The 26,874-nt window shown below is 67.6% G+C and carries 25 protein-coding genes; 8 read left to right on the top strand and 17 right to left on the bottom strand.

All coding sequences use genetic code 11. The features are described 5' to 3' along the window. Nucleotides 1-125: 125 nt before the first annotated feature. From NQ034_RS13565 to NQ034_RS13550, 4 genes are all read left to right on the top strand, one after another. Nucleotides 126-1,139 carry an alpha/beta hydrolase gene (locus tag NQ034_RS13565; RefSeq protein WP_257049481.1) on the top strand — a complete coding sequence of 338 codons (1,014 nt, stop codon included), beginning with the start codon at nt 126-128 and terminating at the stop codon, nt 1,137-1,139. Beyond that, entirely contained in the window at nt 1,136-2,710 is a 1,575-nt protein-coding gene (locus NQ034_RS13560; protein ID WP_257049480.1) for an alcohol acetyltransferase, read from the top strand. The genes NQ034_RS13565 and NQ034_RS13560 overlap by 4 nt, the downstream gene beginning before the upstream one ends. Next, a complete protein-coding gene (locus tag NQ034_RS13555; protein WP_373566596.1) occupies nt 2,707-3,456 on the top strand; it encodes a DUF6320 domain-containing protein in 750 nt (249 codons plus the stop codon). The genes NQ034_RS13560 and NQ034_RS13555 overlap by 4 nt, the downstream gene beginning before the upstream one ends. A gap of 150 nt (nt 3,457-3,606) precedes the next feature. Next, complete coding sequence (locus tag NQ034_RS13550) at nt 3,607-3,990, top strand: hypothetical protein (protein ID WP_257049479.1); 384 nt, start codon at nt 3,607-3,609, stop codon at nt 3,988-3,990. A gap of 41 nt (nt 3,991-4,031) precedes the next feature. On the opposite strand, the gene NQ034_RS13545 is transcribed toward NQ034_RS13550, so the two are convergent. From NQ034_RS13545 to NQ034_RS13510, 8 genes are all read right to left on the bottom strand, one after another. Next, nucleotides 4,032-5,189 (bottom strand): pyridoxal phosphate-dependent aminotransferase, encoded by a 1,158-nt coding sequence (locus tag NQ034_RS13545; protein ID WP_257049478.1) that lies wholly within the window; start codon nt 5,187-5,189, stop codon nt 4,032-4,034. A gap of 42 nt (nt 5,190-5,231) precedes the next feature. Then, complete coding sequence (locus NQ034_RS13540) at nt 5,232-6,068, bottom strand: amino acid ABC transporter permease (RefSeq protein WP_257049477.1); 837 nt, start codon at nt 6,066-6,068, stop codon at nt 5,232-5,234. Next, a complete protein-coding gene (locus NQ034_RS13535) occupies nt 6,065-6,727 on the bottom strand; it encodes an amino acid ABC transporter permease (RefSeq protein ID WP_257049476.1) in 663 nt (220 codons plus the stop codon). Before NQ034_RS13535 ends, NQ034_RS13540 begins: the two co-directional genes overlap by 4 nt. A gap of 66 nt (nt 6,728-6,793) precedes the next feature. Further along, nucleotides 6,794-7,693 carry a glutamate ABC transporter substrate-binding protein gene (locus NQ034_RS13530; protein WP_257049474.1) on the bottom strand — a complete coding sequence of 300 codons (900 nt, stop codon included), beginning with the start codon at nt 7,691-7,693 and terminating at the stop codon, nt 6,794-6,796. Nucleotides 7,694-7,830: 137 nt separating this feature from the next. Then, complete coding sequence (locus NQ034_RS13525) at nt 7,831-9,000, bottom strand: NAD(P)-dependent oxidoreductase (RefSeq protein WP_257049473.1); 1,170 nt, start codon at nt 8,998-9,000, stop codon at nt 7,831-7,833. Next, the gene (locus NQ034_RS13520) at nt 9,000-9,773 is read right to left on the bottom strand and encodes an amino acid ABC transporter ATP-binding protein (protein WP_373566599.1); all 774 of its coding nucleotides are present in this window, start codon (nt 9,771-9,773) and stop codon (nt 9,000-9,002) included. Before NQ034_RS13520 ends, NQ034_RS13525 begins: the two co-directional genes overlap by 1 nt. Nucleotides 9,774-9,947: 174 nt before the next feature. Beyond that, the gene (locus tag NQ034_RS13515; protein ID WP_257049472.1) at nt 9,948-11,696 is read right to left on the bottom strand and encodes an alpha-keto acid decarboxylase family protein; all 1,749 of its coding nucleotides are present in this window, start codon (nt 11,694-11,696) and stop codon (nt 9,948-9,950) included. An 87-nt stretch (nt 11,697-11,783) separates the two neighbouring features. After that, nucleotides 11,784-13,367, bottom strand: coding sequence for a DHA2 family efflux MFS transporter permease subunit (locus tag NQ034_RS13510; protein ID WP_257049470.1), 1,584 nt, complete (start codon nt 13,365-13,367; stop codon nt 11,784-11,786). A 164-nt stretch (nt 13,368-13,531) separates the two neighbouring features. Between NQ034_RS13510 and NQ034_RS13505 the strand changes: the two genes are divergently transcribed. Then, nucleotides 13,532-15,034, top strand: a complete 1,503-nt coding sequence (locus NQ034_RS13505; protein WP_257049469.1) for a hypothetical protein — start codon at nt 13,532-13,534, stop codon at nt 15,032-15,034. A gap of 95 nt (nt 15,035-15,129) precedes the next feature. Here NQ034_RS13505 and NQ034_RS13500 read toward each other — a convergent pair whose 3' ends face one another. From NQ034_RS13500 to NQ034_RS13490, 3 genes are all read right to left on the bottom strand, one after another. Further along, nucleotides 15,130-16,467, bottom strand: coding sequence for an MFS transporter (locus tag NQ034_RS13500; protein ID WP_257049467.1), 1,338 nt, complete (start codon nt 16,465-16,467; stop codon nt 15,130-15,132). Between the two features lie 103 nt (nt 16,468-16,570). Further along, entirely contained in the window at nt 16,571-17,419 is an 849-nt protein-coding gene (locus tag NQ034_RS13495; protein WP_257049465.1) for a hypothetical protein, read from the bottom strand. Beyond that, nucleotides 17,419-18,486: a DNA adenine methylase gene (locus NQ034_RS13490; RefSeq protein WP_257049464.1), complete on the bottom strand. Its 1,068-nt coding sequence runs from the start codon at nt 18,484-18,486 to the stop codon at nt 17,419-17,421. The genes NQ034_RS13495 and NQ034_RS13490 overlap by 1 nt, the downstream gene beginning before the upstream one ends. 163 nt (nt 18,487-18,649) lie before the next feature. On the opposite strand from NQ034_RS13490, the gene NQ034_RS13485 reads away from it, so the two are divergent. From NQ034_RS13485 to NQ034_RS13475, 3 genes are all read left to right on the top strand, one after another. Beyond that, on the top strand, nt 18,650-19,264 hold the full coding sequence (locus NQ034_RS13485; protein WP_257049463.1) for a sunset domain-containing protein: 615 nt from the start codon (nt 18,650-18,652) through the stop codon (nt 19,262-19,264). A gap of 288 nt (nt 19,265-19,552) precedes the next feature. Next, on the top strand, nt 19,553-20,074 hold the full coding sequence (gene idi, locus NQ034_RS13480; protein ID WP_257049461.1) for an isopentenyl-diphosphate Delta-isomerase: 522 nt from the start codon (nt 19,553-19,555) through the stop codon (nt 20,072-20,074). Next, a complete protein-coding gene (locus NQ034_RS13475; RefSeq protein WP_257049459.1) occupies nt 20,071-20,838 on the top strand; it encodes a DUF402 domain-containing protein in 768 nt (255 codons plus the stop codon). Before idi ends, NQ034_RS13475 begins: the two co-directional genes overlap by 4 nt. Before the next feature lie 52 nt (nt 20,839-20,890). Here NQ034_RS13475 and NQ034_RS13470 read toward each other — a convergent pair whose 3' ends face one another. From NQ034_RS13470 to NQ034_RS13445, 6 genes are read right to left on the bottom strand one after another with little or no spacing between them, the layout of a single operon-like run. Next, the gene (locus tag NQ034_RS13470; RefSeq protein WP_257049457.1) at nt 20,891-22,102 is read right to left on the bottom strand and encodes an asparaginase domain-containing protein; all 1,212 of its coding nucleotides are present in this window, start codon (nt 22,100-22,102) and stop codon (nt 20,891-20,893) included. Next, nucleotides 22,099-23,001 carry a prenyltransferase gene (locus tag NQ034_RS13465; protein ID WP_257049456.1) on the bottom strand — a complete coding sequence of 301 codons (903 nt, stop codon included), beginning with the start codon at nt 22,999-23,001 and terminating at the stop codon, nt 22,099-22,101. The genes NQ034_RS13470 and NQ034_RS13465 overlap by 4 nt, the downstream gene beginning before the upstream one ends. Then, entirely contained in the window at nt 22,985-23,374 is a 390-nt protein-coding gene (locus tag NQ034_RS13460) for a lycopene cyclase domain-containing protein (protein ID WP_257049455.1), read from the bottom strand. Before NQ034_RS13460 ends, NQ034_RS13465 begins: the two co-directional genes overlap by 17 nt. Further along, nucleotides 23,371-23,718 carry a lycopene cyclase domain-containing protein gene (locus NQ034_RS13455; protein ID WP_257049454.1) on the bottom strand — a complete coding sequence of 116 codons (348 nt, stop codon included), beginning with the start codon at nt 23,716-23,718 and terminating at the stop codon, nt 23,371-23,373. Before NQ034_RS13455 ends, NQ034_RS13460 begins: the two co-directional genes overlap by 4 nt. Next, nucleotides 23,715-25,580: an FAD-dependent oxidoreductase gene (locus NQ034_RS13450; RefSeq protein ID WP_257049453.1), complete on the bottom strand. Its 1,866-nt coding sequence runs from the start codon at nt 25,578-25,580 to the stop codon at nt 23,715-23,717. Before NQ034_RS13450 ends, NQ034_RS13455 begins: the two co-directional genes overlap by 4 nt. Then, nucleotides 25,577-26,653 carry a phytoene/squalene synthase family protein gene (locus NQ034_RS13445; RefSeq protein WP_257049452.1) on the bottom strand — a complete coding sequence of 359 codons (1,077 nt, stop codon included), beginning with the start codon at nt 26,651-26,653 and terminating at the stop codon, nt 25,577-25,579. Before NQ034_RS13445 ends, NQ034_RS13450 begins: the two co-directional genes overlap by 4 nt. Between the last annotated feature and the right edge of the window lie 221 nt (nt 26,654-26,874).

Raw genomic sequence — 26,874 nt, 5'->3', positions numbered from 1 at the left:
CGTTCTCGCGCTTACCGGTTGTTCTCGCGCTGGGGTGGTGTTTGCGGGGGAGCGAGTGGGCCCCGCGCCCATCCAGTGCTCGCAGACTGTGAGCCCGTGTCAGCCCCGGCCCCTATGCTTGGTACATGAATCCGCTGCTGCGGGCCGTGTTGCGACTCTTCGCCGCGCCCCGGATCGATATGCGCCGTGACTACGAGAAGGTCCGGAAGGTCCAACGCGGCCTGGCGGCCCGGCCCGTACCGCGCTATCACTTCCTCGACACGCAGATCCAGGCGGAAACCGGTTCCCACACCATTCCCGTGCGCGTATTCGAACCGCGCACGCGCACCCGCGAGGACGTGCTGCTGTTCTTCCACGGCGGGGGCTGGGTGACAGGGGACATCGAGTCCTATACACCGGCCTGCGCCCACCTGGCCGAGGCCACCGGCTGCGTGGTCGCCTCCGTGGACTACCGTCTGGCACCCGAACACCCGTTCCCCGCGGGGCTCGAGGACTGTGTGCGGGTCGCGGGCCTGCTGCTGGCCGAACCGGATCGCGCAGGGGTCGTCGATGCCTCGCGCATTGTGCTGATGGGGGATTCGGCCGGTGGCAATCTGGTCGCAGTGGTCTCCCAGGTGCTGGCCGAACGCGGTGTGCCGACGGCGCGCCGCCAGATCCTGCTGTACCCCGTCACGCACTGGAACCACGACCCCGCCAGCTCGCCGTTCGCCTCGGTCAGGGAACACGGGGAGGACTACCGGCTGACCAATACGGAGATCGACGAATACCTCGAGCTCTACGCGCCGGACCCGGCCACCCGCCGGACCCCGCGGGTAGCACCCCTGGAGGCCCCGGCCGCAGAACTGGCCGGACAGCCCGACACTCTGCTCATCAGCGCGGAACTCGATCTGCTGTGCGATGAGGGAGAGGCCTATGGTCGGGCCCTGCGCGCCGCCGGAAACCGGGTGCGCATCCACCGGGTGCCCGGCGCCCTGCACGGTTTCATCACCCTGCCGACCTTCGCAAGCGCCCTGCGGGAGTCCTACCGTGTGATCAACGAATTCCTCGACGGCGCCGAGGCCGGGGACAGCCCGGCATCCGCGGGCGATACAGCTCCCGACGCGGCGCCCGATGCGGGGCCGCAGGAGGGCACGCCATGAGCCGCCGAGGCCGCCGCAGCGTTCCGGACCGTCGCACCTGGGTGCGCCTGGACAACGCCTCCAATATCTTTCTGGCCGCGCGCACCGAGTCCGATCCGAAGGTCTTTCGACTGGGCGGCACCGTGGACGCGCCGGTCGATCCCGAACTTCTGCAGCGCGCCCTCGATGAGACCTTCGACCGCTACCGGCTCTACCACGCGGTGCTGCGCGGCGGGGTCTTCTGGTACTACCTGCAGGACAGCGATCTGCGTCCGCGGGTCGAACAGGAGGACCTGCCGACCTGCGCCGCGCTCTATCATCCGGAGCGGCGCAATCTGCTGTTTCGCGTGGTCTACCACGAGGACCGCATCAGCGTAGAGGTCTTCCACGCGCTGTCCGACGGCACCGGTGCTCTGTGGTTCTTAAGCGATCTGTTGGAAGCGTATTCGCGCCTGCGCTATCCACAGGAGTTCCCCGCCGCACCGGCCGGCGGGATGGATGGAGCCGACGACGCCACCGTCGGGACAGCGGATACCGGGATTGCGGCCCCGGCCGAGGCCGCGGGGAGTGCGGGCCCACACCCCGGATCCGCCCGTGTCGAGTCCGAACTCGACCTGGCCGTCGACAGCTTCGCCCAGCACTTCCGCCGCAATTCCTGGCGCACTCCGGGTCCGGATACCTCAGACCCGGGTAGCTCGGAACCTGATGCTTCGGACCCGCGAGGTTCCCGCCCCGGCCCGGAGACTTCAACCGCATCGGCAACTGCGAACACGAAGCGCTCCCGGCCGGGCCGGGCCTACCGGGTCCGCGGCGCCCGGAACCCGGACAACCGCACGCGGGCGGTGGAACTGACCATGCCGGCCCGTGCCGCCCTGAACCTGGCGAAGGCCGAAGCGGTCTCGCCCACCATCTACTTCACCGCCCTGTTCTTCCAGGCCCTGCGCGCGGCGGATCCCCAAGCGTTCAAAAGGCCCCAGACGTTGGCGGCATCCGTGCCGGTGAACCTACGGCAGTTCTTCCCCTCGACCTCGCCGCGGAACTTCTTCGCAACGGTGCGCATCGCCCACGCCTACGGCCCGCTGCGCGCTGGGGACCCCACCCGCCCGAATGACGATGCAGCGGCTCGGCGGACCGACCCCGACTCCCTGTCCACGGTCTGTCGCGATCTGCAATCGCAGTTCGTCCCGCTGATCGAACCCGCCGAACTCGAACGCGGGCTGCGCCGGCTCATCGCCTTCGAACGCAATCCGCTGCTGCGCGCCGTCCCACGCCTGCTCAAGGACCCGATCCTGCGCCTGCTCAACTGGTTGAACAACCACAGCCTGTCGATCGCGGTGTCGAACCTGGGCCGCGTCGAACTGCCTCCTGCCGCAGCTCGGCACGTGGGCCCACTGCAGTGCCAGGTCTCCGCCGCCCGCCCGCAGTTCTGCGTGGCATCCCACGCGGGGACCTTCACGCTTACCTTCACCTCGCCGTTCTCCCAGACCGGCCACATCGCCGAGTTCGTCCGCCTGCTGACCGAGCGCGGGGTGCCCGTGACCGTGGCAGCTGCCCGGGTGACCGAGGCCGAGCTGGAAAGGGCGGCCTCGTGACCGGGGCGGACGCCGTGAGGGGAGCCGGCGAACCGGAAGAGCGGCCCGGCGGGCAGGATCAGCCCGACCCCGGCGCGGCCGGCCGGTACTGCCCCGCCTGCAGCGCACACGTGCTGGGCGACTGGACGCGCTGCCCCCTGTGCACCACCGCGCTGACCGGCGATCCTCTGCCCGGCCCCTTCCCCGAGGTCCCCCTGACCTTTTCGCGCCGGCGCCTGTTCCGCGCCCTGGCCGCATCGTCGCTGGCGGTGGTGCTGGGGTCCTTGGCGGTGCAGCTGCTATTCGAGCGCAGCTTCTCCGGTGTAGGCGTGTTCCGGTCCCTGTGGCTGGGCGTGTCTGCCATGTGGTTGGTGGTGCTCACCGCGGCCAGCCAGCGGCGCAATGTGGCGCGCACGGCTCTGTCCCTGGTGGTGGTGCTGTCCCTGGTGGCCGTGTACTGGGACTATCTGACAGGCTGGCACGACTGGGGCTTGACCTATGCCGTGCCGATCGTGTGCGCCGCGATGATCGTGGCGGTCCTCATCACGGTGTTCTCACTGCGGATCGAGGTGGGCGAGCACATCGTCTACAGCGGTTTGACGGTGCTGTTGGGCCTGGTGCCGCTGGTGTTCCTGGCCCTGGGCTGGGTGAGCAATCCCTGGCCCTCGGTGCTCAGCGCCTGCCTGAGCCTGTTCACCCTGCTGACCATCCCCCTGGCGCGCGGCGCCGAGCTCCGCCACGAACTCGCCAAATTCCTGCACCTGTAGGGGTGTACGGCCGCCCGCGCTGTATCGTTGGGCCGTTTGTCTCAGATTCGACCGTTCGTCCGGCCCAATCTGAAACGCATGATCCCAAGATGCTCACCCACAAGGACGCATGTTTGATAACCTGCTGAACCATATTGCGAGGAGATCCGGATGAGCAATTCAGTCGCCCTGCGAAGACTGATGATCACGCTGTCCATCGCCGGTCCCTTGCTGATCGCACTGTCCTACTATGTGTTGATCTACTTGGATTTCTGGTCGATCCGGGCCCGGTCAGCAGCGGTGGGTTGTGTGGGGCATGAAACTGACATGATCACATTTGGCTCTGGTGTATCGATCGAGGAGTTCCCGCCGCACGTGTCGTGTGGTTATGGTCCGGTTGCTGGTCCAACGACGGTATCGGTTGATTACTGGTTCACCTCGGCGCCCATTGCATTCTTCCTCGGGGTGATTTCGACACTGGCAGCCCTTGTCTACTGGGTGTGGCTCCTTGTCAGCAGAGTTAAACACGTCGTTCCCACGCAAACACGCCCCTAGGGCACCGTGTTTCCGTGGGAACGACGTGTTCGGGCACCCGCCTACCCCTCGATCTCCTTGATCCCCAGTTCGATGATGTCCATCGCGCGGACCAGGGTCGCCATGTCGGCGGCGAAGGACAGGCGCAGGTGGCCTTCGCCGGATGGCCCGTATTCCGCACCGGCCCGCAGCGCCACTCCGCGTTCTCCCAGCCGGGCCAGCATCGTGGTGCTGGGCAGGTCCTGCGGATAGGCGAACAGCGTGTAGAAGGCACCCTGCGGTTTGACGTGTGTGACGCCCGGCATGTCGTCCAGGCGCTCCGAGACGTAGTCGCGGCGGTGCCGGAAGGTCGCCACCATGTCCGCATAGCCCGCCTCGCCCAGATCCAGCGCGGCGATCGCGGCGCGCTGGCCCGCGGTGGACACGCTGCCGTTCATCAGCCGGTGCATCCGCTGGACCACCTGCGTGACCCCCGGTGGGGTGATGGCGTAGCCCAGCCGCCACCCGGTCATCGCATAGGACTTGGAGAAGGTCTGGACCAGCATGGTGCGCTCGGCCAGCCCCGGCACGTCAAGCGCAGAGGTGAACTCGCCTTCGAACACGAAGTTCTCATAGGCCTCGTCGGCCAGGAGCAGGGTGTCGGTGCCGGCCAGCATGTCCGCCACCGCCTCCAGGTCCGCCCGGGAGCACACGGCACCCGTCGGATTGCCCGGATTGCACAGGACCAGCAGCCGGGCCCCCGGCAGGACCGTGCGCAGTGCGTCGAGGTCCAGGTGCAGATCGGTGGTCAGCGGCACGAACTCGACCTTGGCCTGCCGGAACCTTGCGGTGTCCGCGTAGACGGAGAAGGTGGGCTCGGGGATGACCACGGTGTCGCCCGGATTGAGTACGGCCGACATGGTCGACATGATGGCCGCCGCCCCGCCGTGGGTCACCAGCACATCGGCGGCATCCGGCGGCGTGGGGCAGTGGGCGTACTTCGCGGCGATCTTCGCGCGCAGCTCGGGGTCGCCCACCAGCGAGGTGTAGTGCGTATAGCCCGAGCGCAGCGCATCGGTCATGGCGTCGATGATGGGCGCCGGGGTGTCGAAATCCGGTTCGCCCTTCGAGATGTCGACGCAGTCGGCGGGGTAGGAGGTGGCCTCCCCGCGCAGGCTGGCCGCCATCATGGCGGCTAAGTCGGCGGCGGGGGTGTAGAGGGCGGGGGAGTCAGTGGACACGGACATTCCTCTTTCGCTTCGGTGCGGATAGTGCCACGGTACTTACTGGCGGGCGGCGGGGCCGACGCCCTTGAGTGAGAAGGACAGTTTGAGCGATTGTCGCATCTCCAGCAGTTTCGCCACACCGGAGATGCACAGGTTGAGCCCCACGTAGAGGGCGGCGCCCACGATGAAGGTGGGCAGCAGATTGTTGAAGTCGCGGCCGATGTTGTTGACCACGTAGAGCAGATCGGTGTACGTCACCAGGTAGCCCAGTGCGGAGTCCTTGAGCATGACCACCATCTGGCTGACCAGGGTCGGCGTCATGGCGCGCAGGGCCTGTGGCAGCAGGATGAGCATCATGATCTGCGGGCTGCGTAGGCCGATCGACTTGCCCGCCTCCTGCTGGCCGGCCGGCACCGACAGGATGCCGGCGCGGATGATCTCGGCGACGACCATGCCGTTGTAGGCCGCCACGCCCAGCACCACCGACCAGTAGGGGCTCAGATTGCCCGCACCGATGTAGAACATGATGAAGATGAGCAGCAGCACGGGGACTCCGCGGAACAGCTCCATGAGCACGGTGGCGGTGCCGGCCACGGCTTTGACCCGGGACAACTGGGCCAGGCCGAAGATGAAGCCGATCGCAAGGGTGAGCACCGCGGACATCAGAGCAACCCGGATGGTCGACCACAGGCCCTGCAGCAGGGCCAGTTGGATATCGGAATAGGTGAAGGGGTCCCACTTCTTCGGGTCCAGCTGGCCGGTCACCTGGAAACGGTAGATCACATAGGCGATCAGGCCGATGAACACCACGGTGCCGATGACGGACACGATGTTGATGGTGCGCTTCTGCTTGGGACCGGGGACGTCGAAGTGGGCCAGGGCCGCGTTCGTCATCGCAGGATCACCGCCTTCTTCTCGATGAGTTTGAATGCGCGGCCCAGCAGGAAGTTCAACACGATGTAGACGGCCGCGGTGCCGATGAGGATCGGCACGACGATGTCTCCGCGCTTCTCGATCGCGTTCTGCATCGCGAAGATGATCTCCTGGTTGTTGAACGCCGAGGTGATCGAGGTGGACTTGAGCATCGTGATGATGACGCTGGCCAACGGCGGGATGACCGTCCGGATGGCCTGCGGCAGGATGATGAAGCGCAACGACTGGCCGAACCGCAGGCCGATGGCCCGTGCCGCCTCGGACTGGCCCAACGGCACTGTCGAAATCCCGGAGCGGAACACCTCGCAGATGAAGCCCGCGGTGTACAGGGACAGGGCCAGGACCGCGTAGAAGTACGAATTGACACCCGGATCGGAGCTGAACCGCACCGCCAGGTAGGGCAGGCCGAACGCGCAGAAGAACAGGATGAGCACGCCGGGGGTGTTGCGGATGATGTTGACGTACAGGCCGCCGATGAACCGGAAGATCGGCACGGGGCTGACCCGCAGGACGGCCAGGAAGGCGCCCAGGATCAGGCTGAGGATCAATGTCAGGACGAAGATCTGCAGCGTGCCCAGGATGCCGTGGCCGAAGTTGACGATGAGTTGACTCAGGGACATGGGCGGGGTTCTCCCTCGGCAGGACGGAGGGCCCGGGCCGGTTCCGAGCCGGCCCGGGCCCCGGGCTCAGTAGCGGTCGACCTTCGGGTCCTGGTAGCCGTCCTCGGTCTTGAAGACGTAGCTCCAGGCCTTCTTCATATCGCCGTTGCCGGATTCCCCGCCCTTCTCCAGGCCGTCGTTGACCGCCTCGCGCATCTCCTTGTCGCCCTTGGGCAGGCCGACGCCGTAGGGCTCCTCGGTGAACGGATCGCCCACCACCTTCAGGCCCTCATTGGCGGCGGCGTAACCGCGCAGCACGATGTCGTCGGTGGTGTAGGCGTCGACGTTCCCGCTCTGCAGATCCGATAGGCACTTGCTGCCGTTGTCGTAGGTGACCAGCTTGGTCTCCTTGAAGTTCGCCTTGATGTTCTGTGCGGGGGTGGAGCCGGCGGTGGAGCACACGGTCTTGCCGGCCAGGTCCCCCTTGGACTTGATCGAATCGTCGTCGTCCTTGATCAGCAGGTCCTGGCCGGCGTTGTAATAGGGGCCGGCGAAGTCGATGACCTTCTTGCGCTCATCGTTGATCGTGTAGCTGGAGACCACCATGTCGACCTGCCCGTTCTGCAGGAACGGTTCGCGGTTGGGCGTGGAGGTGTCGACGTATTCGATCTTGTCCGGGCCCAGGCCCAGGGAGGCGGCTGCGATCTTGGCGACTTCCACGTTGTAGCCCTTGGGCTCCTTGTCCGTGGTGCCCTTGTAGCTCAGGCCCGGCGAGTCCATGGCCATGCCGATCTTGATCTTGCCGTTCTGTTCGATCCGCTTCATGGTGGGGCTGCCGTCGAGCTTCACATCGGAGGCGACGGTGTATTCCGGCGCCTCCGTGCCGCCGTCGGCGGAATCGGTGGGGCTGCCCGATTTGCCACAGCCGGTCAGGGCCAGGGCGCCCACTGCGGTGATGGACAGGATTCCGGTGACGAGCTTCTTCATTTGGTACTCACATTCTTCTAGTGTGATGTGCATCACTGATAGTGAGCCTAGGAGTGGGGTGTATCGGTCGAGCGAAGAGCGTGTTTCGGAGGTGTTTCGAAGCGGGTGGGTTCCGATGGCGTCAGTCTGGCGCCGGATCAGTCCGCCGCGGGCAGCAGATGCGCATTCACCACGTGCTGCGGCCGGCCGCCGTGTAGCACAGCGGCGATCTGCCGAGCTGCCTGGCAGCCCACGATGTCGGCGGTCTCCGCGGTCAGTGCGCCGATGTGCGGGGTCACGATCACACCCGGCAGCTTGCGCAGTGGGTGGTCGGTGGGAACCGGCTCGACCTCTGTGCAGTCCAGCCCGGCGCCCGCCAGATCCCCTGCGGCGATGGCCGAGGCCAGGGCCGTGTCGTCGACGATGCCCCCGCGGGCGGTGTTGACGACGATCGCCCTGTCCGGCAGCCGGGCCAGGGCCGCAGCGTCGATCAGGTGGCGGGTCCGGTCGCTCAGTGGAACGTGCAGGCTGAGCACGTCCGTGTCGGCCAGGGCGGTATCCAGGTCGATGGCCTCGACTGTTTCGATTGTCGGTGCCGCGGCCGAGCCGGATGGGGTTTCGGCCGAGCCGAGTGCGGGGGCCACCTCGGAGAGTTCCGCCGCCGTCCGGCGGATCCGCTCGACCCGGTCCACGTCCGCGGAGTCGATGATCGCCAGGCGCACCCGCATTCCGCAGGCCAGCGCGCGGACGGCCACCGCCCTGGCGATCGAGCCCGCGCCCACCAGGGTCAGGGTCTTGCCCTGGACGTTGTGCCCACGCAGGGCCTCGAAGCCGTCCGGGGTCCGGTCGGTGGCGTGTGCGGCGATCGGCAGGCGGCGGTAGACCGCCAGGATCAGGGCCAGGGTCAGCTCGGCCACGGCCACCGCATTGCCGCCCGGTGTGTTGGTCACGGGGATGCCGCGGGCGGCCGCCGCGCCGATGTCCACGGCGTCGAAGCCGACTCCGTGCCTGGCGATGATCCGCAGGCTCGTGCCGGCCGCGACCTCGGCGGCGGGGAAGGCCCTGCTGCGCAGCATGACGGCGGCCACGACCGGGGCGATCCGCGCGTACGGCACCGCGGTGGGGCCGTAGCCGGGGACGACCAGGAAGTCGGAGAGTTCGGCCACTGCCGAGGCCGCGATGGGTTCGGAGACCCAGACGATCGGGGCATCGGGGGCCGGGTCCGTCAGAGCCGCGGCGCGGGCTAGGTCCCGCATGGGGTGGGTGGGCGCGGATCCCGTGGGGGTTTCGGGGGCCGTGGTGCCGGCGGTTGTTCGAGCCGTTCGCATCAGTGGCCGAGGATCTGGGCCAAGAACGTCTGCGCACGCTCCGAGCGAGGATTGGTGAAGAACTCCTCGGGCGTGCCCACCTCCACGATCTGCCCATCGGCCATGAACACCACCCGATCCGCGGCCTTGCGCGCGAACCCCATCTCATGGGTCACCACCACCATCGTCATCCCCTCCTTGGCCAGGCCCACCATCACATCGAGGACCTCGTTGATCATCTCCGGATCCAAAGCCGAGGTCGGCTCATCGAAGAGCATCACCTTCGGCTTCATCGCCAAAGACCGCGCAATCGCCACACGCTGCTGCTGCCCACCGGAGAGCTGCGCGGGATACTTCTGCGCCTGATGATCCACCCCCACCCTGGCCAACAACTCCATCGCCTCGGCCTCGGCCTGTGCCTTCGACAGCCGGCGCACCCGGATCGGACCCAGGGTCACGTTCTCCAGAATCGTCATATGCGCGAACAGATTGAACGACTGGAAGACCATGCCGACCTCCGAGCGCAGATTCGCCAACGCCGCGCCCTCGGCCGGCAGGGGTGCACCATCGACGGAAATCGTGCCCGACTCGATCGTCTCGAGCCGGTTGATCGTCCGGCACAGGGTGGACTTGCCGGAGCCCGAGGGCCCGATCACCACCACCACCTCGCCGGGGGCGATCTGCAGGTTGATGTCCTTGAGTGCGTGGAAGTCTCCGTAGTACTTCTCAACATTGCGGATGTCCACCAGGGCTTCGGTGCCGGCTGCGGCCGGGGTCTGTGCAGTCGATGTCATGCGGCTACCGTAGTGAGTCGATGTTTCATGAATGTGACAGGTATCACGTCTATCGGGTGTGTGGCGGGTGCGCGGTGTCGGTGCGCGGCAACTTCGCACCGTCTATCTCAGATTGGGCCGTTCGTCCGGTCCAATCTGAGACAGATGGTCCAAAGATGCCGGCGTCCGTGCGGCTCAGCCGTTGACCGGACCGCGCGGGCCGTAGTCGAACCGGGCCGTCGCGGGACCGAAGGCCTTGAGCCCGGCCGGCGCGTCCTCGGCGTCCAGGTGCAGTTCCACGAACGAACCGACGCCGCGCTCCTGCGCCGCGCCGGCGGCGGCCAGCGCCTCCTCCAACTGCCCGAAGGTGTGCACGCGGTGGCTGCGCATCGCGGAGTCGCGCTTGAACACCTGCGGCAGAGCGGCGTAGTCCCAGTCGGCCACATCGTTGTAGGCGGCGTCCATGCCCATGATCCAGCGCTCGATCGTATAGCCGCGGTTGTTCAGCAGGAAGATGATCGGCGCCTGCTCATGGGCCAGGATCGTCGACAGTTCCTGCGCGGTCAGCTGGAACGAGCCGTCCCCGATGAACAGCAGATGCCGACGCTCCGGTTCGGCCAGCTGGGAACCGAACAGGCACGGCAGGGTGAAGCCGATCGCACCCCAGATGCCCGAGTTGATGTAGCGCACGCCCTCCGGCAGCGTCTGCACGGACAGGCCGATGTGCGAGGTCCCGGCCTCTGCGATCACCGTGTCGCCGGGGTTCACGAAGGCCGCCATCCGGGGCCACAGGCGCGCGTGGTCCAGCGGGGCGTCCGGGCCGGGCATGTCCGGGCCGGCCACGTCTGCGGCGGGTGCCTTCGGGGCCGAGGCCACGCCGGCTCCGGCGGCGGTGTCACCCGCCGTGGCGCTTCCGCCCGGCGCAGCGGCCCCCGAACCGTCCTCGAGTCGTTCGACCAGCACCGCCAGCAGCTCGCTCACCGTGATCCCCACGTATTCGGCGCCGTGCACGCTGACGTGCTGGTCGCCGATGTCGACGATCGCCTGCTGGGGCAGATGATGGGTGAAGGATCCGGAGTTCGTCTCGATGAAGCGCGGTGTGGTGGTCAGCAGGAAGTCCGCGTCTTCGATCGCCAGGCGGACCCCGGTGGGGGAGTTGGCCCCGCCATAGGTGCCCAGGAACAGCGGATCGTGTTCGCTGAGAATCCCCTTGCCGGTGCCCAACTGCGCATAGTGCGTGCCGGTCAGGCGGGACAGGGCCTGCAGAGCCGTGGCGAAACCATGGCGGTCCGCATCCTGGTCGATCAGCATGGCCGGGCGCTGGGCCCTGGCCCATAGCTCGAGCACGGCATCGGCCGCGGCGGCCAGACGTTCCGGATCGGAACTCGGCAGTCCGGGGTCGAAGGGGGCGTCGGGGACCTCGATCGTCAGATGCGAGATATCGCTGGGCACCTGGATGTGCACAGGGCGCTTCTCGCGGATCGCGGTGTGCAGGATGCGGTCGATCTCCTCGGCCGCGTTGATCGGGGTGATGCGCACGGCTGCGGCGGTGAACTGGCCGATCGAGGAGAGCATATTGCTGAAGTCGCCGTCGGCCATCGAATGGTGCAGTTCCCAGCGGCCCTCGGTGGCGTACAGCGGGGGAGCGCCGGCGATGGAGACGACCGGCACGTGTTCGGCCGCAGCCCCCGCGATCCCGTTCAGGGCGCTGAGCTCGCCCACTCCATAGGTGGTCAGCAGGGCGGACAGACCGCGGGCCCGCGAGTAGCCATCTGCTGCATAGGCGGCATTGAGCTCGTTGGTGGTTCCGACGAAGCGGATGCCGGGGACCTGCGGGACCTGCTCGAGCAGATTGAGGTTGAAGTCGCCGGGGACGCCGATGAGTTCGGTGACGCCGGCCTGGACCAGGCGCGTGAGCAGGAACTCGCCGATGGGCATGCGCATGGGTGCCTCCTTTGTGTACAAGGCGGATGAATGAATAGGGCTCCAGCCTACGTGTGCGCAGTCACCCCAGGCGCTGCACCCGCCCCGTCACTTCCTACTTAGCGCCCGTCCCGAGCTGATGAACAGGGTGGCGACGACGCCCGCGGCCACGATCGCCACCAGCAGGAAGAGCGTGTCGCCCATGGCCTGGGAGAACGCGCCGTGCAGGAAGTCGGGGAGCGAGGCCGCACCCGCCCCCTGCTCGACCGCACCGGCACCCGCATCGCCGGCACCAGCGCCGTCCTGGCCGGTCCCGGCGGAACCCGCGCCACCACCCGAGCCGCCGGTACCGCCCATCCCGGCTGCGGCCTCGGCCAGCCGGGTGTTCAGGCGCGCCGTCATCATCGCCGCGACCGCCGCGGCTCCCACCACGGAGCCGATCTGCCGCGTGGTGTTGAAGATGCCCGAACCCGCCCCGGCCTCGCGCGGGCCCAGGTTCCGGGTGGCCAGCATCGACAGCGGCGCCCACATCGCGGCGTTGCCGATGCCCATCGGGATCGAGGCCAGGGCGACCCACAACCAATGCGGATTCGTCGAGATGACCGCGGCCTCGAGCGCCAGGCCGATGCCGAAGCAGGCCAACCCGATGCAGGCCGTCCAGCGCAGGCTCCACCGGTTGAGGTTCTTGCCCACAATGGGCGACAGGGCCCCGCCGATCACCGCCAGCGGTGCCATGATGAGGGCCGACTGTGCGGGCGAATACCCGGGGACGGTCTGCGCCCAGGTCACCAGCGGCAGCGCGAAGGTGCTGATGGACGCGCCGATCGTGGCCACCGTGACATTGGCCAGGGTGAAGTTGCGGTCGCGGAACAGGCGCAGCGGCACCAGTGGTTCGGTGCGGCGCTGCACCCCCTGCCAGATCACGAAGACGACCATGCACACCACGCCCAGGCCGATCAGCAGGGGGATGGAGAGGATCCCGGTGATGACGCCCCAGCGGTACTTCGCGCCCTCCTCGATGCCGAAGACGATGAGGAACATACCCACGGCGGACAGGAAGACGCCCAGGATGTCGAAGCGGTGGGAGTGCACGGCCATGCGCGGGACATTGCGTTCGGCCAGGATGAAGGCCACGATCCCGATGGGTACGTTGATGAAGAAGATCCACTGCCAGCCGACCGCATCGACCAGCACCCCGCCCAGAATCGGGCCCACCAGGGTGGCCACGCCGGCGGTGGCGCCCCAGACGCTCATCGCCGGTCCGCGCCGTTCGACGGGGAACAGGCGGGTGATGGCGGCCATGGGCTGCGGGGACATGAGGGCTGCGCCCAGGCCCTGGACCACGCGCGCCACGATGAGCATGGCCAGCCCGCCGGACAGGCCGCACCACAGGCTGGCCAGGGTGAAGACGACCAGGCCGATCTGGTAGACGCGCTTGGGGCCGAAGCGGTCTCCCATCCGCCCGGTCACCAGCAGTGGCACGGCATAGGCCAGCAGATAGGCGCTGACGACCCAGATGACATCGGTGACGCTGCGGTCGAAGTCCCCGGCGATGCGCGGCATCGCGACCGACACGATGGTGCCGTCGACCAGGATCATGAAGAAGCCGATGATCATCGACCACAGTGCCGGCCACGCCTGTTCGTGCGTGCCCGAATGTGCGAAGTGGCCGTTGTTCGGTGGTGTGGGCATGGTGTTCCCTTCGGATCGGCCCTGGTGCAACTGTCCGCTGCGCACCGGTCCGACCGTGCGCGGGCCGAGGTCCACCTTAGACCGTTCTGGGCGGTGTGACTGCTGAGCCGCTACTACGATGATTGGGTGACGGGCCACAGTCGGCCCGGGGACGGGGTTCGGACATGGCCGATCACACAGTGAGGCGCGGCGCGGCGGGCGATGCGGCGGGCTTCGGTGGCCGACCGTCCGGTGTGCTCCTCGGTAAGGGCGCGTGGTTCGTCTTCGCGGCCGGTGGGGCGATGGTCGCCCTGGCGACCTTCCTCGACGTGTGGTGGCTCCAGCTGCCGGCCTTCTGTGCCATCGCCCCGTCCTTGGCCCTGGCCCGGCGGATTCCCCCGCGACGCTGCTACCCGGCCGGACTGTGTTTCTTCGCAGCCTGGCTGCTGCCCACCACGTATTGGTATTACACCTTCATGCCCGTGTGGCTGGCCGTGCTGGCGAGCGTGGGTTATGTGGCGCTGGCGGCCAATCTGTTCCGGTTGTTCGAACTGCGCCGGCTCGCATTCCCGTTCGTGCTGGCCCTGCTGGTGGTCTGCTGGCCCGCGCTGACATTCGTCCGCATGCACCTGCCCGTGACGCAGGACTGGTGGATCCCGCACCTGGGGTATGCGGTGTGGCGCAACAGCGGGGTGCTGCAATTGGCGGGCCTGGGGCCGGGCCCCCTCGGCGGCGAGACCACGCTCGAGGCCGCGGTCGTGTTGGCCAATGCGCTGATCGCGTGGCTGCTCGTGGGCGTGGGGCGGGCGGCGCTTGTTGGCGGGACCTTGCCGGCCAGCGGGAGGCCGTCCGCCGGCAGGGCCGGGCTCGCCGGTCGAGCGCTGCCGACTCCGCGGGCGCGCCTCGCGCGGACGCTGGCCGGTCCCGCGCTCGCCGTGGTGCTCATGGGCGTGGTCGCCGGGGCCAACGTCATAGTCTGGCGGATGCCCGGTGCGGGGCCGGCGTCGGGTCCCGCGCGGATCCTCGCGCTCCAGCAACCGACCGCCGGAGGCGTCGATGTGCCCGCGACTCGGGAGGACGTCGGCGCACTGCAACGGGCCACTTCGGCGGCCCTGGAGGAATCCGGCGCGCGGAGCGCCGCGGCGGGGCCGACCGTGGTCGTATGGCCGGAGAACTCGCTGTCCTGGGATCTGCGGCCCCGGGCGGCCGAGGCGGCCCGCGAGCTGGACGTGGCCATCGTCTTCCACGCCGTCGAGGTGCGCGGTGCGGACCACCTCAAGCGGGTCATCATGGTCGACGCCGAGGGGCGCCAGGTGTTGGTCAATGCGAAGCTCCACATCGCCCCGGACGAGATCGGCACGGGGGAGTACTCCGCCGGGTCGGTGCGGCTGGCGGGGCGCGCGGTGACGGCCTACGTCTGCTATGACATGCACTATCCGGACAGTGTCGCCCGGATCGGGGAGGCCGACCTGGTGCTGGTGCCGATCAACGACGCCGCCTACGGGCCCCTGCAACAGCGGCTGCACGCGGCCGACCTGGCGATTCGGGCCGTGCAGTCGGGCGCGGAGGTCGTCTCCTCATCGACAACGGGACCCACTGTCCACATCGATCGGCACGGCGTTGTGCGCGATTGGGTGTCCGGGCACGGTGCGGGCTCGTTGCAGGTGGGGGAGCCGGCCGCGGGTTGAGTGGTGTGTCGGTTGAGTGGTGTTTCACGTGAAACACGAGGTGGGAAGGGGCGGCTGGCCGGCGCCCGGACGGCTGGTGGTCGGCTGGGCAGTGCTCAGCCCACCGCGGGTGCGCCGTGTCCCCTTTGGGCGCGGCCCAACCACACGGCCACTGCGAAGCAGGCGGCGTACATGATCGCCAGTACGATCCAGCCGGGCAGGTAGCTGTTCCAGTTGTCGAAACCGAAGCCCACCAGCACGGGGCCCACGGCGAACCCGAAGTTCATCCCGGCGGCCACCAGGCCCGAGGCCACACCGATCTTGGACCTCGGCGCAACCGCCATGACGCCGGAGTTGATGACGACGTTCGCCGCCAGGGGGAACGCCGCGTGCAGCAGCACGCCGAGCCACAGGAACACGGGAATGTGCCACAGGGCGACGGCGGCCAGGCAGGCCAGGCCGACGATTCCGCCCAGGCTCATCGTCTTGATCATCGCCGCGGGCCGGGCGAAGCGGCCTGCCATCCGGCCCCAGGCGTTGCGGCTGAGGATGCCGGCCACGCCGATCGCGGCCAGTAGGAGGCCGGCCAACTGGATCGGGAATCCGACGGTCTGCACGGCGAACAGCGAGGCGTAGGCGTTCAGGCCCTGCGTGCCCACCGCGTTGAGGAAGGAGCAGACGGCGAACAGCCAGACGGCCAGCGGCAGGCGCGCCGGCTGCGGTTCCCCGGCCGAGGCCTCGGCCGGGCCGGCGGTATCGCTCGGCCGGGGTGCCCCGGCGGGTTCCGCGCCGGAGTCGGTGGCGTCCGTCGCGTCCTCGGGGAGCACCTGCCGGGTGGTGGCCTCGGTGGGGGAGTTTTGTAGGCGGGTGATGACGAACCAAGCGACGACCAGCAGTACGCCGGCGACGGACGCGCACATGATGGCGACGCCGGTCCAGCCGGCCAGGCCGCCAACCAGCGGGACTGTCAAACCGGAGAACAGGAGGCCGAACTGCACGCCCGACTGCTTCCAGCCCATCCATGCGCCGCGCTGTCGCAGGGGGACGCTGTGTGCGATGATCCGGTTGGTCGCGGGGTTCGACAGGGCCGCCGCGGGGCCTGCGAAGACCGCGGCGACCAGCAGTGCCGCATAGGTCGGGGCCGTGATGCTGACCAGGAAGGAGACGACCATGGTCAGGAAGATCAGAGTGATCTGCAGGCGTACGGGGATGCGGTCCGACAGGATGCCCAGCACGATCGAACTGCCGCCGGCGATGATGAACAGCAGGGTGATGATGAGGCCGTATTGTCCCTCGGTGATGCCATAGGTCCGCACCACTTCGGAACTCAGCGCGCCCAGCGAGTAGTTGAAGATCGGGCCGATCGCCATGGTCGCGACGAGCACGAACAAGAGGATGCCGGGGGCCTTGGGGGGATGTGCTGGGGTGGGCTGAGCGTGTGAGCGGGGAGACATATAGCCATGCTATACATGTCTCCCGATTGGGTCGGGGTGCTGTCCGCGATGGGAGCGGGGTGGGGTGGGTGTGGTGCGGGGGCGGCGGCTGGAAGTGATCCGATTAGACCTTTGGAAGCAGCCCCGTCCTCAACGCGGCGGATCGCAGATCATCCCGAAATGTGTCGAGGGATTTCAGGGTGTACATTCCGTCGATTTGCCGGTCGGTCCACAACTGATGGATCTTCCGCAGGTCCGATTGACGGGACTTCCAGCCGATGCCGTCGATGACTGCCATAACGTATTGGCGGGGCAAGCGGACTTCTGCCATTTCCTCGATCTCCCTGACCGCATCGGTCAGCTTGCTTCCGGTTGAATCGAATCCCTTGGCCGCTACGACGATCTGTGGGTCCGCAGTTCCTGGAATCACGAGGTCGCACGGCGCGCTGCGGTTATTGCGGCCGGTGAATCGTGTCCGAGTGGCATAGGGCAGACCGAGCTCGATGGCTACCGCTTCGATTCGGTCCTCAACTCTGCGCCCTGATACGCCCGCACGGGTAGCCGTGACTCTGGTACCGGCCCTGGCCACCAAGATGTCGCCCAGGGTGTAGGAGTGGTTCAGCTGTGCGGCCGTCAGCCTGACCAGGTCGAACTCTTCATCGAACCAGGTGATGAGAGCTTCGGGCTCTGCTTTGGCCAAGGTCGTCCAGCCGGATGTGTCGAAGCGGTTGCGCAGGGCGTTTTTGAGCTTTTCCTGGCTGAGCCCGACCATGAGCCCGAGGACGGGGACGTCTGCCGGGTAGCGGATAACCCAATCGGCAAGGGCCTCTACGCTGATCTCCTGTATGCATTCAAGGCTCTGGGCTGCACCCTTGATCGCTTCTGTTTGGGCAGTTGTCGAAGTCGGGTCGATATGGGGTGTCAATCGGCCGAGCGAGGATAGATAGTCGTCGAAGGTGACAGGAGTGCTCATCAGTCCCTGCCCACGAAGATGTATTCGGTTACGTTTCGTCTGGTGGCAGCGGAGTGCGTTCCGAACGCATAGGTATGGTCTACTTCGCGTACTTCCACCCGCGGTTTGTAGGCCTGAAGGATTTCAATGATGCGGTCGCGTCCGGGCAACGCGTTCGACGAATAGGACAGGATGATCGCCCCGGCGTTTTTGAACTTGTCGAAAGTGCGGTCCAACGCATCTTCAATCGTCCGTTTGTATGCGAAGGGAGTGTATTTCTTCTCGATCTTCTTGGTTTTCGTATTCTCCATGATGGTGACTCCGCGCCAGTACAGGCTGAGGCCTTCGAGGAAGTGATAGCGCTTCATATAGTCGGCGTCGTCACTGGGCGGGGCATAGGGCGGGTCCAGGTAGACCAGGTCGGGGGAGTCCTGCGGGAGTTCGAACACGTCTCCATGGACGGACATGCTGGTCCGCTCCGATTCGAAGACCACTGAGTTGTAATCTGTGACGTGTTCGCGGAAGTGCTGGTGCAGTGGGAGTTGGAGGTCGCGGCGGCCATCGGCATAGCGGGACGAATCGGTGAAGGTGAAGACGCCTCGCGGCTGTTTGCGGGCGGCGGACAGAACCAAGGCGGCAAGCGCGATGTCGCGGGTGTAGTCGTCCAACTGGTCGATATGGGACCAAGCCGAGTCGAGGAATGCCCTGTCTTCGGCGCTGAAGTACAATCCGTCGAATGTGCTCTGGATGAAGTCGCGGTCATCTGCTGCCGGTCCACAGATCTTCTCCACCAGGTCTGTAGGTAGGGTGGCGTGCTGGTTTTCTACCGTGGCCCGGGTGATCGTCGTGGGGAAATGGAGGAAGTCATTGCTGACCACGGAGAACCCCATGGACTTCAACAGATATGAGACCACTCCGGATCCGGAGAAAGCATCAACCGCAGTGGTGCCACCCACGTGATTGAAGACTTCCCAGAGCGCGGGCAGTAGCCGGTACTTCGATCCCATGTACCGCAGACGCGGAAAGCTCCTGGCGCGCTGTAGAGGATCATCGAACAGCGTGGGTGTCTGGAGCGGGCTAGTGGTCATGCGACCATGCTAGCCGGGAGGTCTGACATCGGACTGTTCCGCCGACATACGGGGTGCTCCTCGCCATCGCACTGTAATGCACCTCACCTTATGTTTCTCGGAGCTTCCGCTAAAGTTCTGCTCAGGTAGTCCGCATTGGGCGGACCCACTCATGAAAGTGAATATGAGCGCAACATCCCGCATCTCCCGCGTCCTCGTCTCTGCGGCAGTGGCCCTCGGCCTCGTCGCCGGTGGCACCCCCGCCATCCAGGCCCTGGCACCCGAGGCGACGGTCGCCACGGCCCAGGCCGCGACCTCGGCGGCCAAGAAGGTCACCGTCAAGAAGATCCCCAATAAGAAGGTCAAGGGATCCGCCAAGGCCACCGTCAAGCCCAAGTACTCCAAGGGCAAGAAGGTCAAGGTCAAGTCCGCCAAGCTGACCGTCAAGAAGGGCAAGAAGACGGTCGCGAAGAACAAGAAGTCCGTCAAGCTCAAGGCCGGCACATACAAGGTCACGACGACCGTGAAGTACTCGCTCAAGGGCAAGAAGAAGGTCTACAAGGTCTCCAAGAAGCAGACGCTCAAGGTGATCAAGACGAAGGCGAAGGCCAAGAAGAAGCGCGGGACGCGTTACGTCCCCTCGGGCTGGAACTGCCCCAGGGCGTACCCGATCAAGGGGAACCAGTCCGGCATCTACCATGTGCCCGGCGGTACCTACTACGACCGGACCAACCCGGAGGAGTGCTTCTCCTCGGCAGCTGCCGCGCGTCATGCCGGCTACCGCGCCTCCAAGCGGTGAGATCCCCCGGAGTGCGAGCCCCGGCTCCACTCCGCTGACGACGGCTCCCGGGCCCTCTCTTTCCACTACTTACCGAAATGTTGATTTCCGAGCCGAAATGCCGGATTTTCACCACTTCGGTAAGTAGTGGAAGTCATTCAGGGGTGTGACCGGAATGAACGGTGTGACAGTGCCGTTGATTAGGATGGGATGACCGCCGAGGATACCGAGTGCGATTGCGCATCCGGGCCCCCGGCACACAGTCATACGGCACACAGCCAACAGCATCTTCGAAGGGACCCGCGCGCAATGAGCGAAGAACTGGTCGTACTCCTGGACGACGCCGGCAATCCGATCGGCACCACGCCCAAGGCGACCGTGCACACGGAGGACACGCCCCTGCACCGGGCGTTCTCCTGCTTCGTCCACAATGAACAGGGCCAGATCCTGCTGACCCGCCGCGCGCTGAGCAAGAAGACCTGGCCCGGCGTGTGGACCAATTCCTTCTGTGGGCACCCCGGTCCGGACGAACCCGACACCGAGGCCATCGCGCGGCGCGCCCAGGACGAACTGGGTATGCGCATCACCGACATCACCGAGGTCCTGCCGGACTTCCGCTACCGTGCGATCGACGCCTCGGGCATCGTGGAGAACGAGATCTGCCCCGTCTACACCGCGCAGATCGACGGCGATGTGCGTGCCCGCGCCGACGAAGTCATGGACTTCGCCTGGGTCGCCCCCGAGCAACTCACTCAGGCGCTGCGCGCGACCCCCTTCGCCTTCAGCCCCTGGTTGGGCTGGGAGTGGGAAGAGCTGGTGGGCCAGGCGTGAGGGCTTCGGGCGCAGAGGGCTCTGGCGCCTCGGAGTCGGTGCGCGGTGCCACCGACCCCTTCGGACTGGAGCTGCCGGTCGGCACCCGGCCGGTCGCCTCGGGCCCCTACCTGGAACACGGCGATGTGGTGCGCTGGCACTTCCGCCGCCACGACTACCCGCGTCACCTGACCGAGGTCGTCCAGCCGCTGCGCGTGGTCGCCCACGATGAGCGCGGCATCGTGCTGTGGCTGGCGGGGGACAGTGTGACGGTCGAGTCCCGGCTGGTCGGCTACGCGGACATCAATCCGCACCTGGTGCCCTTCGACGTGCGCTTCGTGCCGGATCCGCCCACCCGGGTGCAGGTGCCGGGCTCCTGGTACGGCAGCGGGGTGCTGCGCATTGTGCCGGCGGACAGCCCCTTCTCCGTCTGGGTCTTCCGCGACCGCACCGGGGCGCACAAGTCCTGGTACATCAACCTCGAACAGCAGCACCGGCTGTTGGACAGCGGGGACGTCGGAGTCGCAGCAGACCTGTTCACCGCCGACCACATCCTCGACGTGGTGGTGCGCCCCGATGGGAGCCGGCGCTTCAAGGATGAGGATGAGCTGGCCGGCGCGGTCGAATTCGGCATGTGGACACCCCGGATCACGGAGCGGATCCGCGCGAACTCGCAGATCGCGCTGGCTGCCCTCGAAGACGGGGCACACCCGGCCCACTGGGCGTTCTCCCCGGAATGGACGCGGTGGCGGGCTCCCGAAACGTGGGGGCCCCTCGGGGTTTAGAACTTCACGGTGCCGGGACATTCGATGAACGCATGCCCCATCGAGTGGGAACCTACCCGCGGAAGAAGGCGAAGACCTGGGCGATCTGCTCGCTTTCGGCGCCCGCGGCCAGCGCCAGGGTCAACAGCAGGCGGGCCTTCCTGGCATCGACGAAGCCCGCGGGGATCAGCCCCAGCCGCTGCAGGTCCAACTCCGAGCCCGGATAGCCATAGGTGGACTCCAGGGTCCGGCCCGAGCCGGTGCGCGAGGCATAGACGACGGGCACCCGCTTGGCCAGGGCCTCGACCTCGCCCAGGGCCCAGAACGGCACATGGCCGCCGCCCACACCCGCGATCACCGCGCCGGCGTAGCCCGCATCCGGCAGGTACGACAGCAGCTTGAGCGATTCGCCCATGCCCACCTCGATCAGCGCGACGTCCGGATAGGTGCCGCGCCCGGCGATCTCCGGCAGCTCGGTGCCAGGCTCGCCCGAGGCCGCCGCGCCGTTCGCTCCAGCGCCCGCCGCGCCTTCCGGCCCCGGCTCCTGCTCGGGCACGCCGAAGGGGCTGGGCACCCGGGCGGGCATATGCGCCAGGACGAGCTGGTCCTCGGACACCCAGCCCAAGGGCCCGGCTGCGGGACCCGAGGTGAAGGTCGACGCCGAGGACGCGTGCGCCTTGCGCACGAACGTCGGGTCGTGCACCTCGTCGTTGAACACGAGCACGGCCGGCAGGAACGACATCTGCTCGTCGAGCGCGGTGACCACGGCCGCGCGGACGTTCGCGGGACCGTCGGCGCCTGGCAGGGATGGCCCGCGCATCGCGCCGGTCAGCACGATCGGGATGCCCGCATCGTTCATCACCGACAGCGCGAAGGCGGACTCCTCCAGGGTGTCGGTGCCCTGCGTGAGCACCACGGCGCGGGCGCCCGCCGCAGCGGCTCTGCGGGTGGCGCGCACAACGCGTGCCAGGTGGTCCAGGGTGATCGCGCCGGAGCCCACCTGCGCGATCTGCTCGAAGGTCACGCGCACCCCGCCGGCCGGCGCGCCCTCCGGGCCCAGCAGCTCGGGTCCCGGACCGCCGGCCAGCCCGGTGCCCGGCAGGGTGTCCAGGCGCGCGGCAGCCGCAATGGCCTCGGCCCCTACCTGTGGGGTCACGCCGGCGTTCCCGGAATCCGCCGGGACCGAGGCGATCGTGCCGCCCAGCGCCAGGAAGTGGATGAGCGGGGCGGACCCGTCATGGGCGGCGGGAGCGGCCGGGAAGCCGGCGGGTGCAGCGTCTGTCACAGAACTACCTTCCAGATGATCATGAGGACCGTGGTGAAGAAGCCCACCACGTAGTTGATGCGGATGAAGAACTTCCAGCCGTCGTGCGCACGGGCGGAGTCCTCGTCCGAGATGTTCCAGAACCGCCCGGCCATCACCAGATAGGGCACGGCCAGCAGCGAGCCCAGCCACAGGGGCCAGGGCGCGAAGGCGACGAGGACGCCGGCCACCGCATAGAGCAGCACCGCCAGCTGGCAGGTGGCCCTGGCGCCCAGCACGGTGGCCACGGACTTCAGGCCGGCCGCGCGGTCGGGGCCCACGTCCTGCACCGCGCCGAAGGCCTGGCTGGCCACGCCCCACAGGAAGAAGGCCAGCAGCACGCGGGCGCCGGTGGCGTCGGGCCAGGCGCCCACGCAGGCCAGGGCGAACCAGGCGGGGGAGGAGAAATGTACGGACGAGGTGACCGAGTCCAGGATCGGCACCTCCTTGAACCGCAGCCCCTTGACGCTGTAGGCGGCCACCGCGAACAGGCTCAGCGCCAGCACGCCGACCATCGCCCAGGAGCCGACGACCACGAAGTACGCGATGAAGGGCAGGCAGCTCAGGATGGCCGAGGTGATGATCGTGTGATGGTGGCCCGGTGGCACCAGGTGCCCCTCGACGCCGCCCTTGCGTGGATTGCGCAGGTCCGATTCGTAGTCGAAGACGTCGTTGATGCCGTACATCGCGAGGTTGTAGGGGATGAGGAAGAACAGGCAGCCGATCCAGAACGTCCAGTCCGGGCTGCCGCCGGCCAGCAGGTAGGCGGCGCCGAAGGGGAAGGCCGTGTTGATCCAGGAGATCGGCCGCGAGGAGCGGATGACATCGCCCAGGGATGCGTGACCGTCTGCCGTGTGGATGGTTTCAGCGTTCGTCTGCATGCGTGTGCGTTCCTCCCGTCGACGACTCGCCTGTATCGGCCAGGGTACTCGGTTGCCCGCGCTGTGGTGTCGGACCCAACAGGCTCCACAGCGCCGGCAGGGCGAGGGCGGCGAACAGCGAGTAGGCCAGATCCTCCACCGGCATCAGGCCGATGCGCGCTCCGCTGGAGTGTGCGCTGCTGTACTCCATCAACCCCACCAGGATCATGATGTTGTCGAACACTATAGTCAGCGCGAACAGGATCGCGGCGGCGCTCAGCCCCGCGCGCCACGACAGTCCGCCGCGGCGCGACTGCCGGCCGCGGCGCAGCGCCACGCCGAACACGATGGCGGCGGGGACCAGGAAGACCAGGTTGATCAGGGTATAGGTCATCGTCTGTCCCCTGAGCCGCCGGGGCGCTTGCGCAGGGTGTGCAGGATCCTCGCCGATCCCGTGTAGAGGACCATGGTGCACCAGATGAGGAAGGCCAGGAAGAACAGTTCCTCCAGCGTCAGGTGGGGGACGATCTCGATGCCGGACAAATAGGGGCTGGGGCCACGGGTGAACACGCCGAAGCCGATCCCCAATAGGTCCCAGGCGATGAAGCACACGAAGCCGATCCCGTGCACCCAGGCGGCGCGGCGAGCATCGGCGAACCAGAACAGGCCGAAGCGCCAGTCCAGCAATCCCATGCAGGCCAGCCCGCCCAGCAGGCAGCCGAGGTAGGCGAAGGTCATGGGTGCTGTACCCCCGTGCGGCCGGCGCCCGGCTGCAGCGTTCCCGGGCACGGTGTTTCCCCGCGCAGGGCCTCCTTGCGCAGTGCCGCGGGCTCCAGCGGATGTGTGGAGCGGTCGTCCAACAGTGCCTTGAGGACGTTCTCCGCACTGATCAGCGCCATCGGCAGGCCCACCCCCGGCGCGGCGTAGGTTCCGGCATAGGCCAGGTTCCCCACGCGCCGGCTCAGCGTGCGCCCGCGGAACATCGCGGACTGGAACAGCGTGTTCGCCGGTCCCAGTGCGGTGCCCGACCAGGCGTAATAGGCGCGCGCATAGTCACCGGGGGCCAGCAGATGGCGGACTAGCGTGCGCTCACGCAGATCCGGGGCGTATATGCGTGCGCCGATGGCATCGACGATGCCGTCGGCATAGTCCTCGACGTCGTTCCGGCCTGCGCACAGCTGTTCATCGGCGGGGACCGGGACCAGGACGAACAGGTTCTCGCAGTCCGCCGGTGCCACCGATGGGTCCGTGACCGATGGTGCGCACACATAGGCGCTGGCCGGCTGTGGCAGGACGCGCTCGGTGAAGATCTGGTCGAAGTTGCGGTCCCAGTCGCGGGTGAAGAACAGATTGTGGTGGGTCAGCTCGGGCAGGCGTCCGCGTACCCCCAGCATCAGGGTCAGCGCCCCGAAGCCGGGGTCCTTGCGGCCTCCCAGCGCCGATGCCACGCGCTCGCGTGTGCCACCGTGCGTCACCGGGCTGTGGATAGTCGCCCTACCAGGCACCGTGCGTCCCCAGGCCTGGGGACGCACGGTGCGCGCCCATCCGGGCAGCAGACGCGTCTCGAAGTGGTGCTGGTCCCCGGCCACGACCAGGAAGTCCAGCGGCACCGACTCCAGCGAGGGCCCGGTTCCCGCCGGATCCCCGTGTGGAGTCGAGAGCGGGATCGGACGCGGGGTCGAGCGCCGGATGAGCACCTCGTGCACACTGCCGCTCCGGCCGGAGCCCCGCATGCCGCGGGAGGTGGGGCGGTCCGCCCGCACTGCCACGACCTCGGCGCCGGTGTGGATGCGCACGCCCGCGGCCCGCGCCAGACCCGCGATCGCCGTGATGATCGTGTGCATTCCGCCCAGGGGGTACTGCACGCCGTCGACCAGATCCAGATGGCTCATCAGCTGGTACAGCGCGGGCGCGCGCCGGGGTTCGGTGCCCAGGAAGACCGCGGGATAGCCCAGCATCTGGCGCAGCAGTGGGTGCTCGACCGTCCGCTCGACGCGGTGCCCCAGGCTGCCGGCCAGCAGTCCCGGCAGCCGCGGCAGCCTGCTAAGCACCCGGGCCGAGGCCAGTGCGGAGTAGCCGCGCACGCCCGTGAAAGTTGTGTAGAGAAAGGAGTCGAGGGCCAGCCGGTAGGTGTCACTCGCTCCGTCCAGGTAGGCGTCCAACGTGTGGGACGAGCCGGGTTCGAGGGACTCGGCCAGGGACAGCACGCGCTCGCGGGGGACCCCGTGACCTCCGGTCGATCCGGTGTGGATGGGGGCGGTCGTGGCCGCCGGGCTGTGACCTCCGGTCGGGATGGCGCCGGGGACGTCGATGGAACCGGAGCCGGCCGTATCGAAGATGCGGTAGCCGGGGTCCAGCGTGACCATGTCCAACTGTTCGTCCGTCGAGGTGCCGCACAGGTTGAAGAAGTGCTCGAAGACCTCGGGCATCAGGTACCAGCTGGGGCCGGTGTCGAAGGTGAAACCGGAGTCCTCGATGATGCCGGCGCGGCCGCCGAGCTGAGGGTTCTTCTCCCACAGATCCACATCGGCGCCCGCGCGGGCCAACAGGGTGGCGGTGGCCAAACCCGCGATCCCCCCACCGATCACACCGATTCTCATGCGTGCCGGTCCTCGTCATGCGGGTCTGTTCGGTGTTGGTCCGCCCGGGCTTGGTCCGCCTGCTGCCGGCTCTTTCGGCGCAGGCTGCGCGGGGCGTGCGGCAGCAGGGCGCGCTCCAGCAGAGTGCGTGTCGGGGAGCCCGCCTGCCCGGAGCGGGAGGTCGCGCCCCGGCACACGGCGCCGGCCACGATCGCCAGTTTCTTCGCATCGGGCACCCGGATCCGGGAAGTGGCCAGGAGTTCGGCCGGTGCGGCGTCCAGCCGCTCGGTGAGTTCGGCGAACAGGTCGTGGGCCGCCCAGACGGCGGGCCGTACGGGGGCGGGCAGTTCGTCGATGACGGCCGCCGCCCTGGCCAGGTCTGCGCGGATAACGGCGACTTCACGGTCCTTGGCCTCGGCGTTCATGCCAGTGGCGTTCATGCCCCCAAACCGGGAAGATGCCCCGGTATCCGGGGGTGTTTCCCCGGTTTCGGGGCATGCGCACAGATAGGCGCGGTGCAGCTCGTCCGCGTCCTCGGCCAGGTCGCGCAGGAAGTTCACGCGCTGGAATGCAGAGCCCAGGGCCCGGGCCCCGTCCTCCAACCGGGTCAGGCGCGCGGCCGGGACCGGTGCGTCGGCGAGGAAGATGCGCAGGCACATCAGTCCAACGACCTCGGCGGAACCGTGGATATATGCGGCCAGCGTTTCGGGGGTGTGGGGTTCGGGGTCCGCGTCGGCGGCCATCGAGGCGAAGAACGGGTCCCAGAGTTCGGCGGTGATCCCGGTCGCCCTGGCGGTTTGGGCGAAGGCGTGAACGATCAGATCGGAGGAGAAACCGCAGTCCACCGCACGGACGATGCGGGCGCGGAAGGCCTCGAGCTCCGCGATCTTCTGTGCGCCGGTGGCGTCCGGCCAGGCGCCGTCGACGACCTCGTCGGCCACGCGGACCATTGCGTAGAGGTGGCCGATACGTTCCGAAACGGGGCTGGGCAGCAGGCGGGAGGCCAGGGAGAAGCTGGTGGAGTAGCGTCCGATCACCGTGCGGGCCGCTCGTCTGGCCGCGCGCGTGTACATCGGGGCCGGTGCTTGGGTCATAGGCAAATCATCTCATGTCGGCATGGTGGGACGGCTCGGGCCGGTCGCTGCCGCATCACATGCGCAAACCTGCAGTACATGCGCGTATATGCGTATGTACCCTCTTTGCCAAGCTGGTTGTGAGTCAGTCACGATCAAGCAAAGGAGAGTGATCTCGCATGGTCAGCGTTGTGGGATTCACCGTCGAAGAGGTCCGTGAGTTCGTTCGCGAGTACGAGCGT

Source organism: Brevibacterium moorei, from assembly GCF_024580735.1.
Taxonomy (GTDB): Bacteria; Actinomycetota; Actinomycetes; order Actinomycetales; family Brevibacteriaceae; genus Brevibacterium; species Brevibacterium moorei.
Note: the sequence above shows the minus strand (reverse complement) of the source record. Positions and strands in the feature narration are given on the sequence as shown.

Coding starts and splice junctions, on each gene's coding strand:
- NQ034_RS13535 (WP_257049476.1), bottom strand. CDS start 6,727: ATGTCCCTGAGTCAACTCATCGTCAACTTCGGCCACGGCATCCTGGGC.
- NQ034_RS13505 (WP_257049469.1), top strand. CDS start 13,532: ATGGCCGATCACACAGTGAGGCGCGGCGCGGCGGGCGATGCGGCGGGC.
- NQ034_RS13485 (WP_257049463.1), top strand. CDS start 18,650: ATGAGCGCAACATCCCGCATCTCCCGCGTCCTCGTCTCTGCGGCAGTG.
- idi (WP_257049461.1), top strand. CDS start 19,553: ATGAGCGAAGAACTGGTCGTACTCCTGGACGACGCCGGCAATCCGATC.
- NQ034_RS13530 (WP_257049474.1), bottom strand. CDS start 7,693: ATGAAGAAGCTCGTCACCGGAATCCTGTCCATCACCGCAGTGGGCGCC.
- NQ034_RS13490 (WP_257049464.1), bottom strand. CDS start 18,486: ATGACCACTAGCCCGCTCCAGACACCCACGCTGTTCGATGATCCTCTA.
- NQ034_RS13565 (WP_257049481.1), top strand. CDS start 126: ATGAATCCGCTGCTGCGGGCCGTGTTGCGACTCTTCGCCGCGCCCCGG.
- NQ034_RS13460 (WP_257049455.1), bottom strand. CDS start 23,374: ATGACCTATACCCTGATCAACCTGGTCTTCCTGGTCCCCGCCGCCATC.
- NQ034_RS13540 (WP_257049477.1), bottom strand. CDS start 6,068: ATGACGAACGCGGCCCTGGCCCACTTCGACGTCCCCGGTCCCAAGCAG.
- NQ034_RS13455 (WP_257049454.1), bottom strand. CDS start 23,718: ATGACCTTCGCCTACCTCGGCTGCCTGCTGGGCGGGCTGGCCTGCATG.
- NQ034_RS13450 (WP_257049453.1), bottom strand. CDS start 25,580: ATGAGAATCGGTGTGATCGGTGGGGGGATCGCGGGTTTGGCCACCGCC.
- NQ034_RS13560 (WP_257049480.1), top strand. CDS start 1,136: ATGAGCCGCCGAGGCCGCCGCAGCGTTCCGGACCGTCGCACCTGGGTG.
- NQ034_RS13550 (WP_257049479.1), top strand. CDS start 3,607: ATGAGCAATTCAGTCGCCCTGCGAAGACTGATGATCACGCTGTCCATC.
- NQ034_RS13525 (WP_257049473.1), bottom strand. CDS start 9,000: ATGCGAACGGCTCGAACAACCGCCGGCACCACGGCCCCCGAAACCCCC.
- NQ034_RS13510 (WP_257049470.1), bottom strand. CDS start 13,367: ATGCCCACACCACCGAACAACGGCCACTTCGCACATTCGGGCACGCAC.
- NQ034_RS13500 (WP_257049467.1), bottom strand. CDS start 16,467: ATGTCTCCCCGCTCACACGCTCAGCCCACCCCAGCACATCCCCCCAAG.
- NQ034_RS13495 (WP_257049465.1), bottom strand. CDS start 17,419: ATGAGCACTCCTGTCACCTTCGACGACTATCTATCCTCGCTCGGCCGA.
- NQ034_RS13515 (WP_257049472.1), bottom strand. CDS start 11,696: ATGCGCATGCCCATCGGCGAGTTCCTGCTCACGCGCCTGGTCCAGGCC.
- NQ034_RS13520 (WP_373566599.1), bottom strand. CDS start 9,773: ATGACATCGACTGCACAGACCCCGGCCGCAGCCGGCACCGAAGCCCTG.
- NQ034_RS13445 (WP_257049452.1), bottom strand. CDS start 26,653: ATGACCCAAGCACCGGCCCCGATGTACACGCGCGCGGCCAGACGAGCG.
- NQ034_RS13465 (WP_257049456.1), bottom strand. CDS start 23,001: ATGCAGACGAACGCTGAAACCATCCACACGGCAGACGGTCACGCATCC.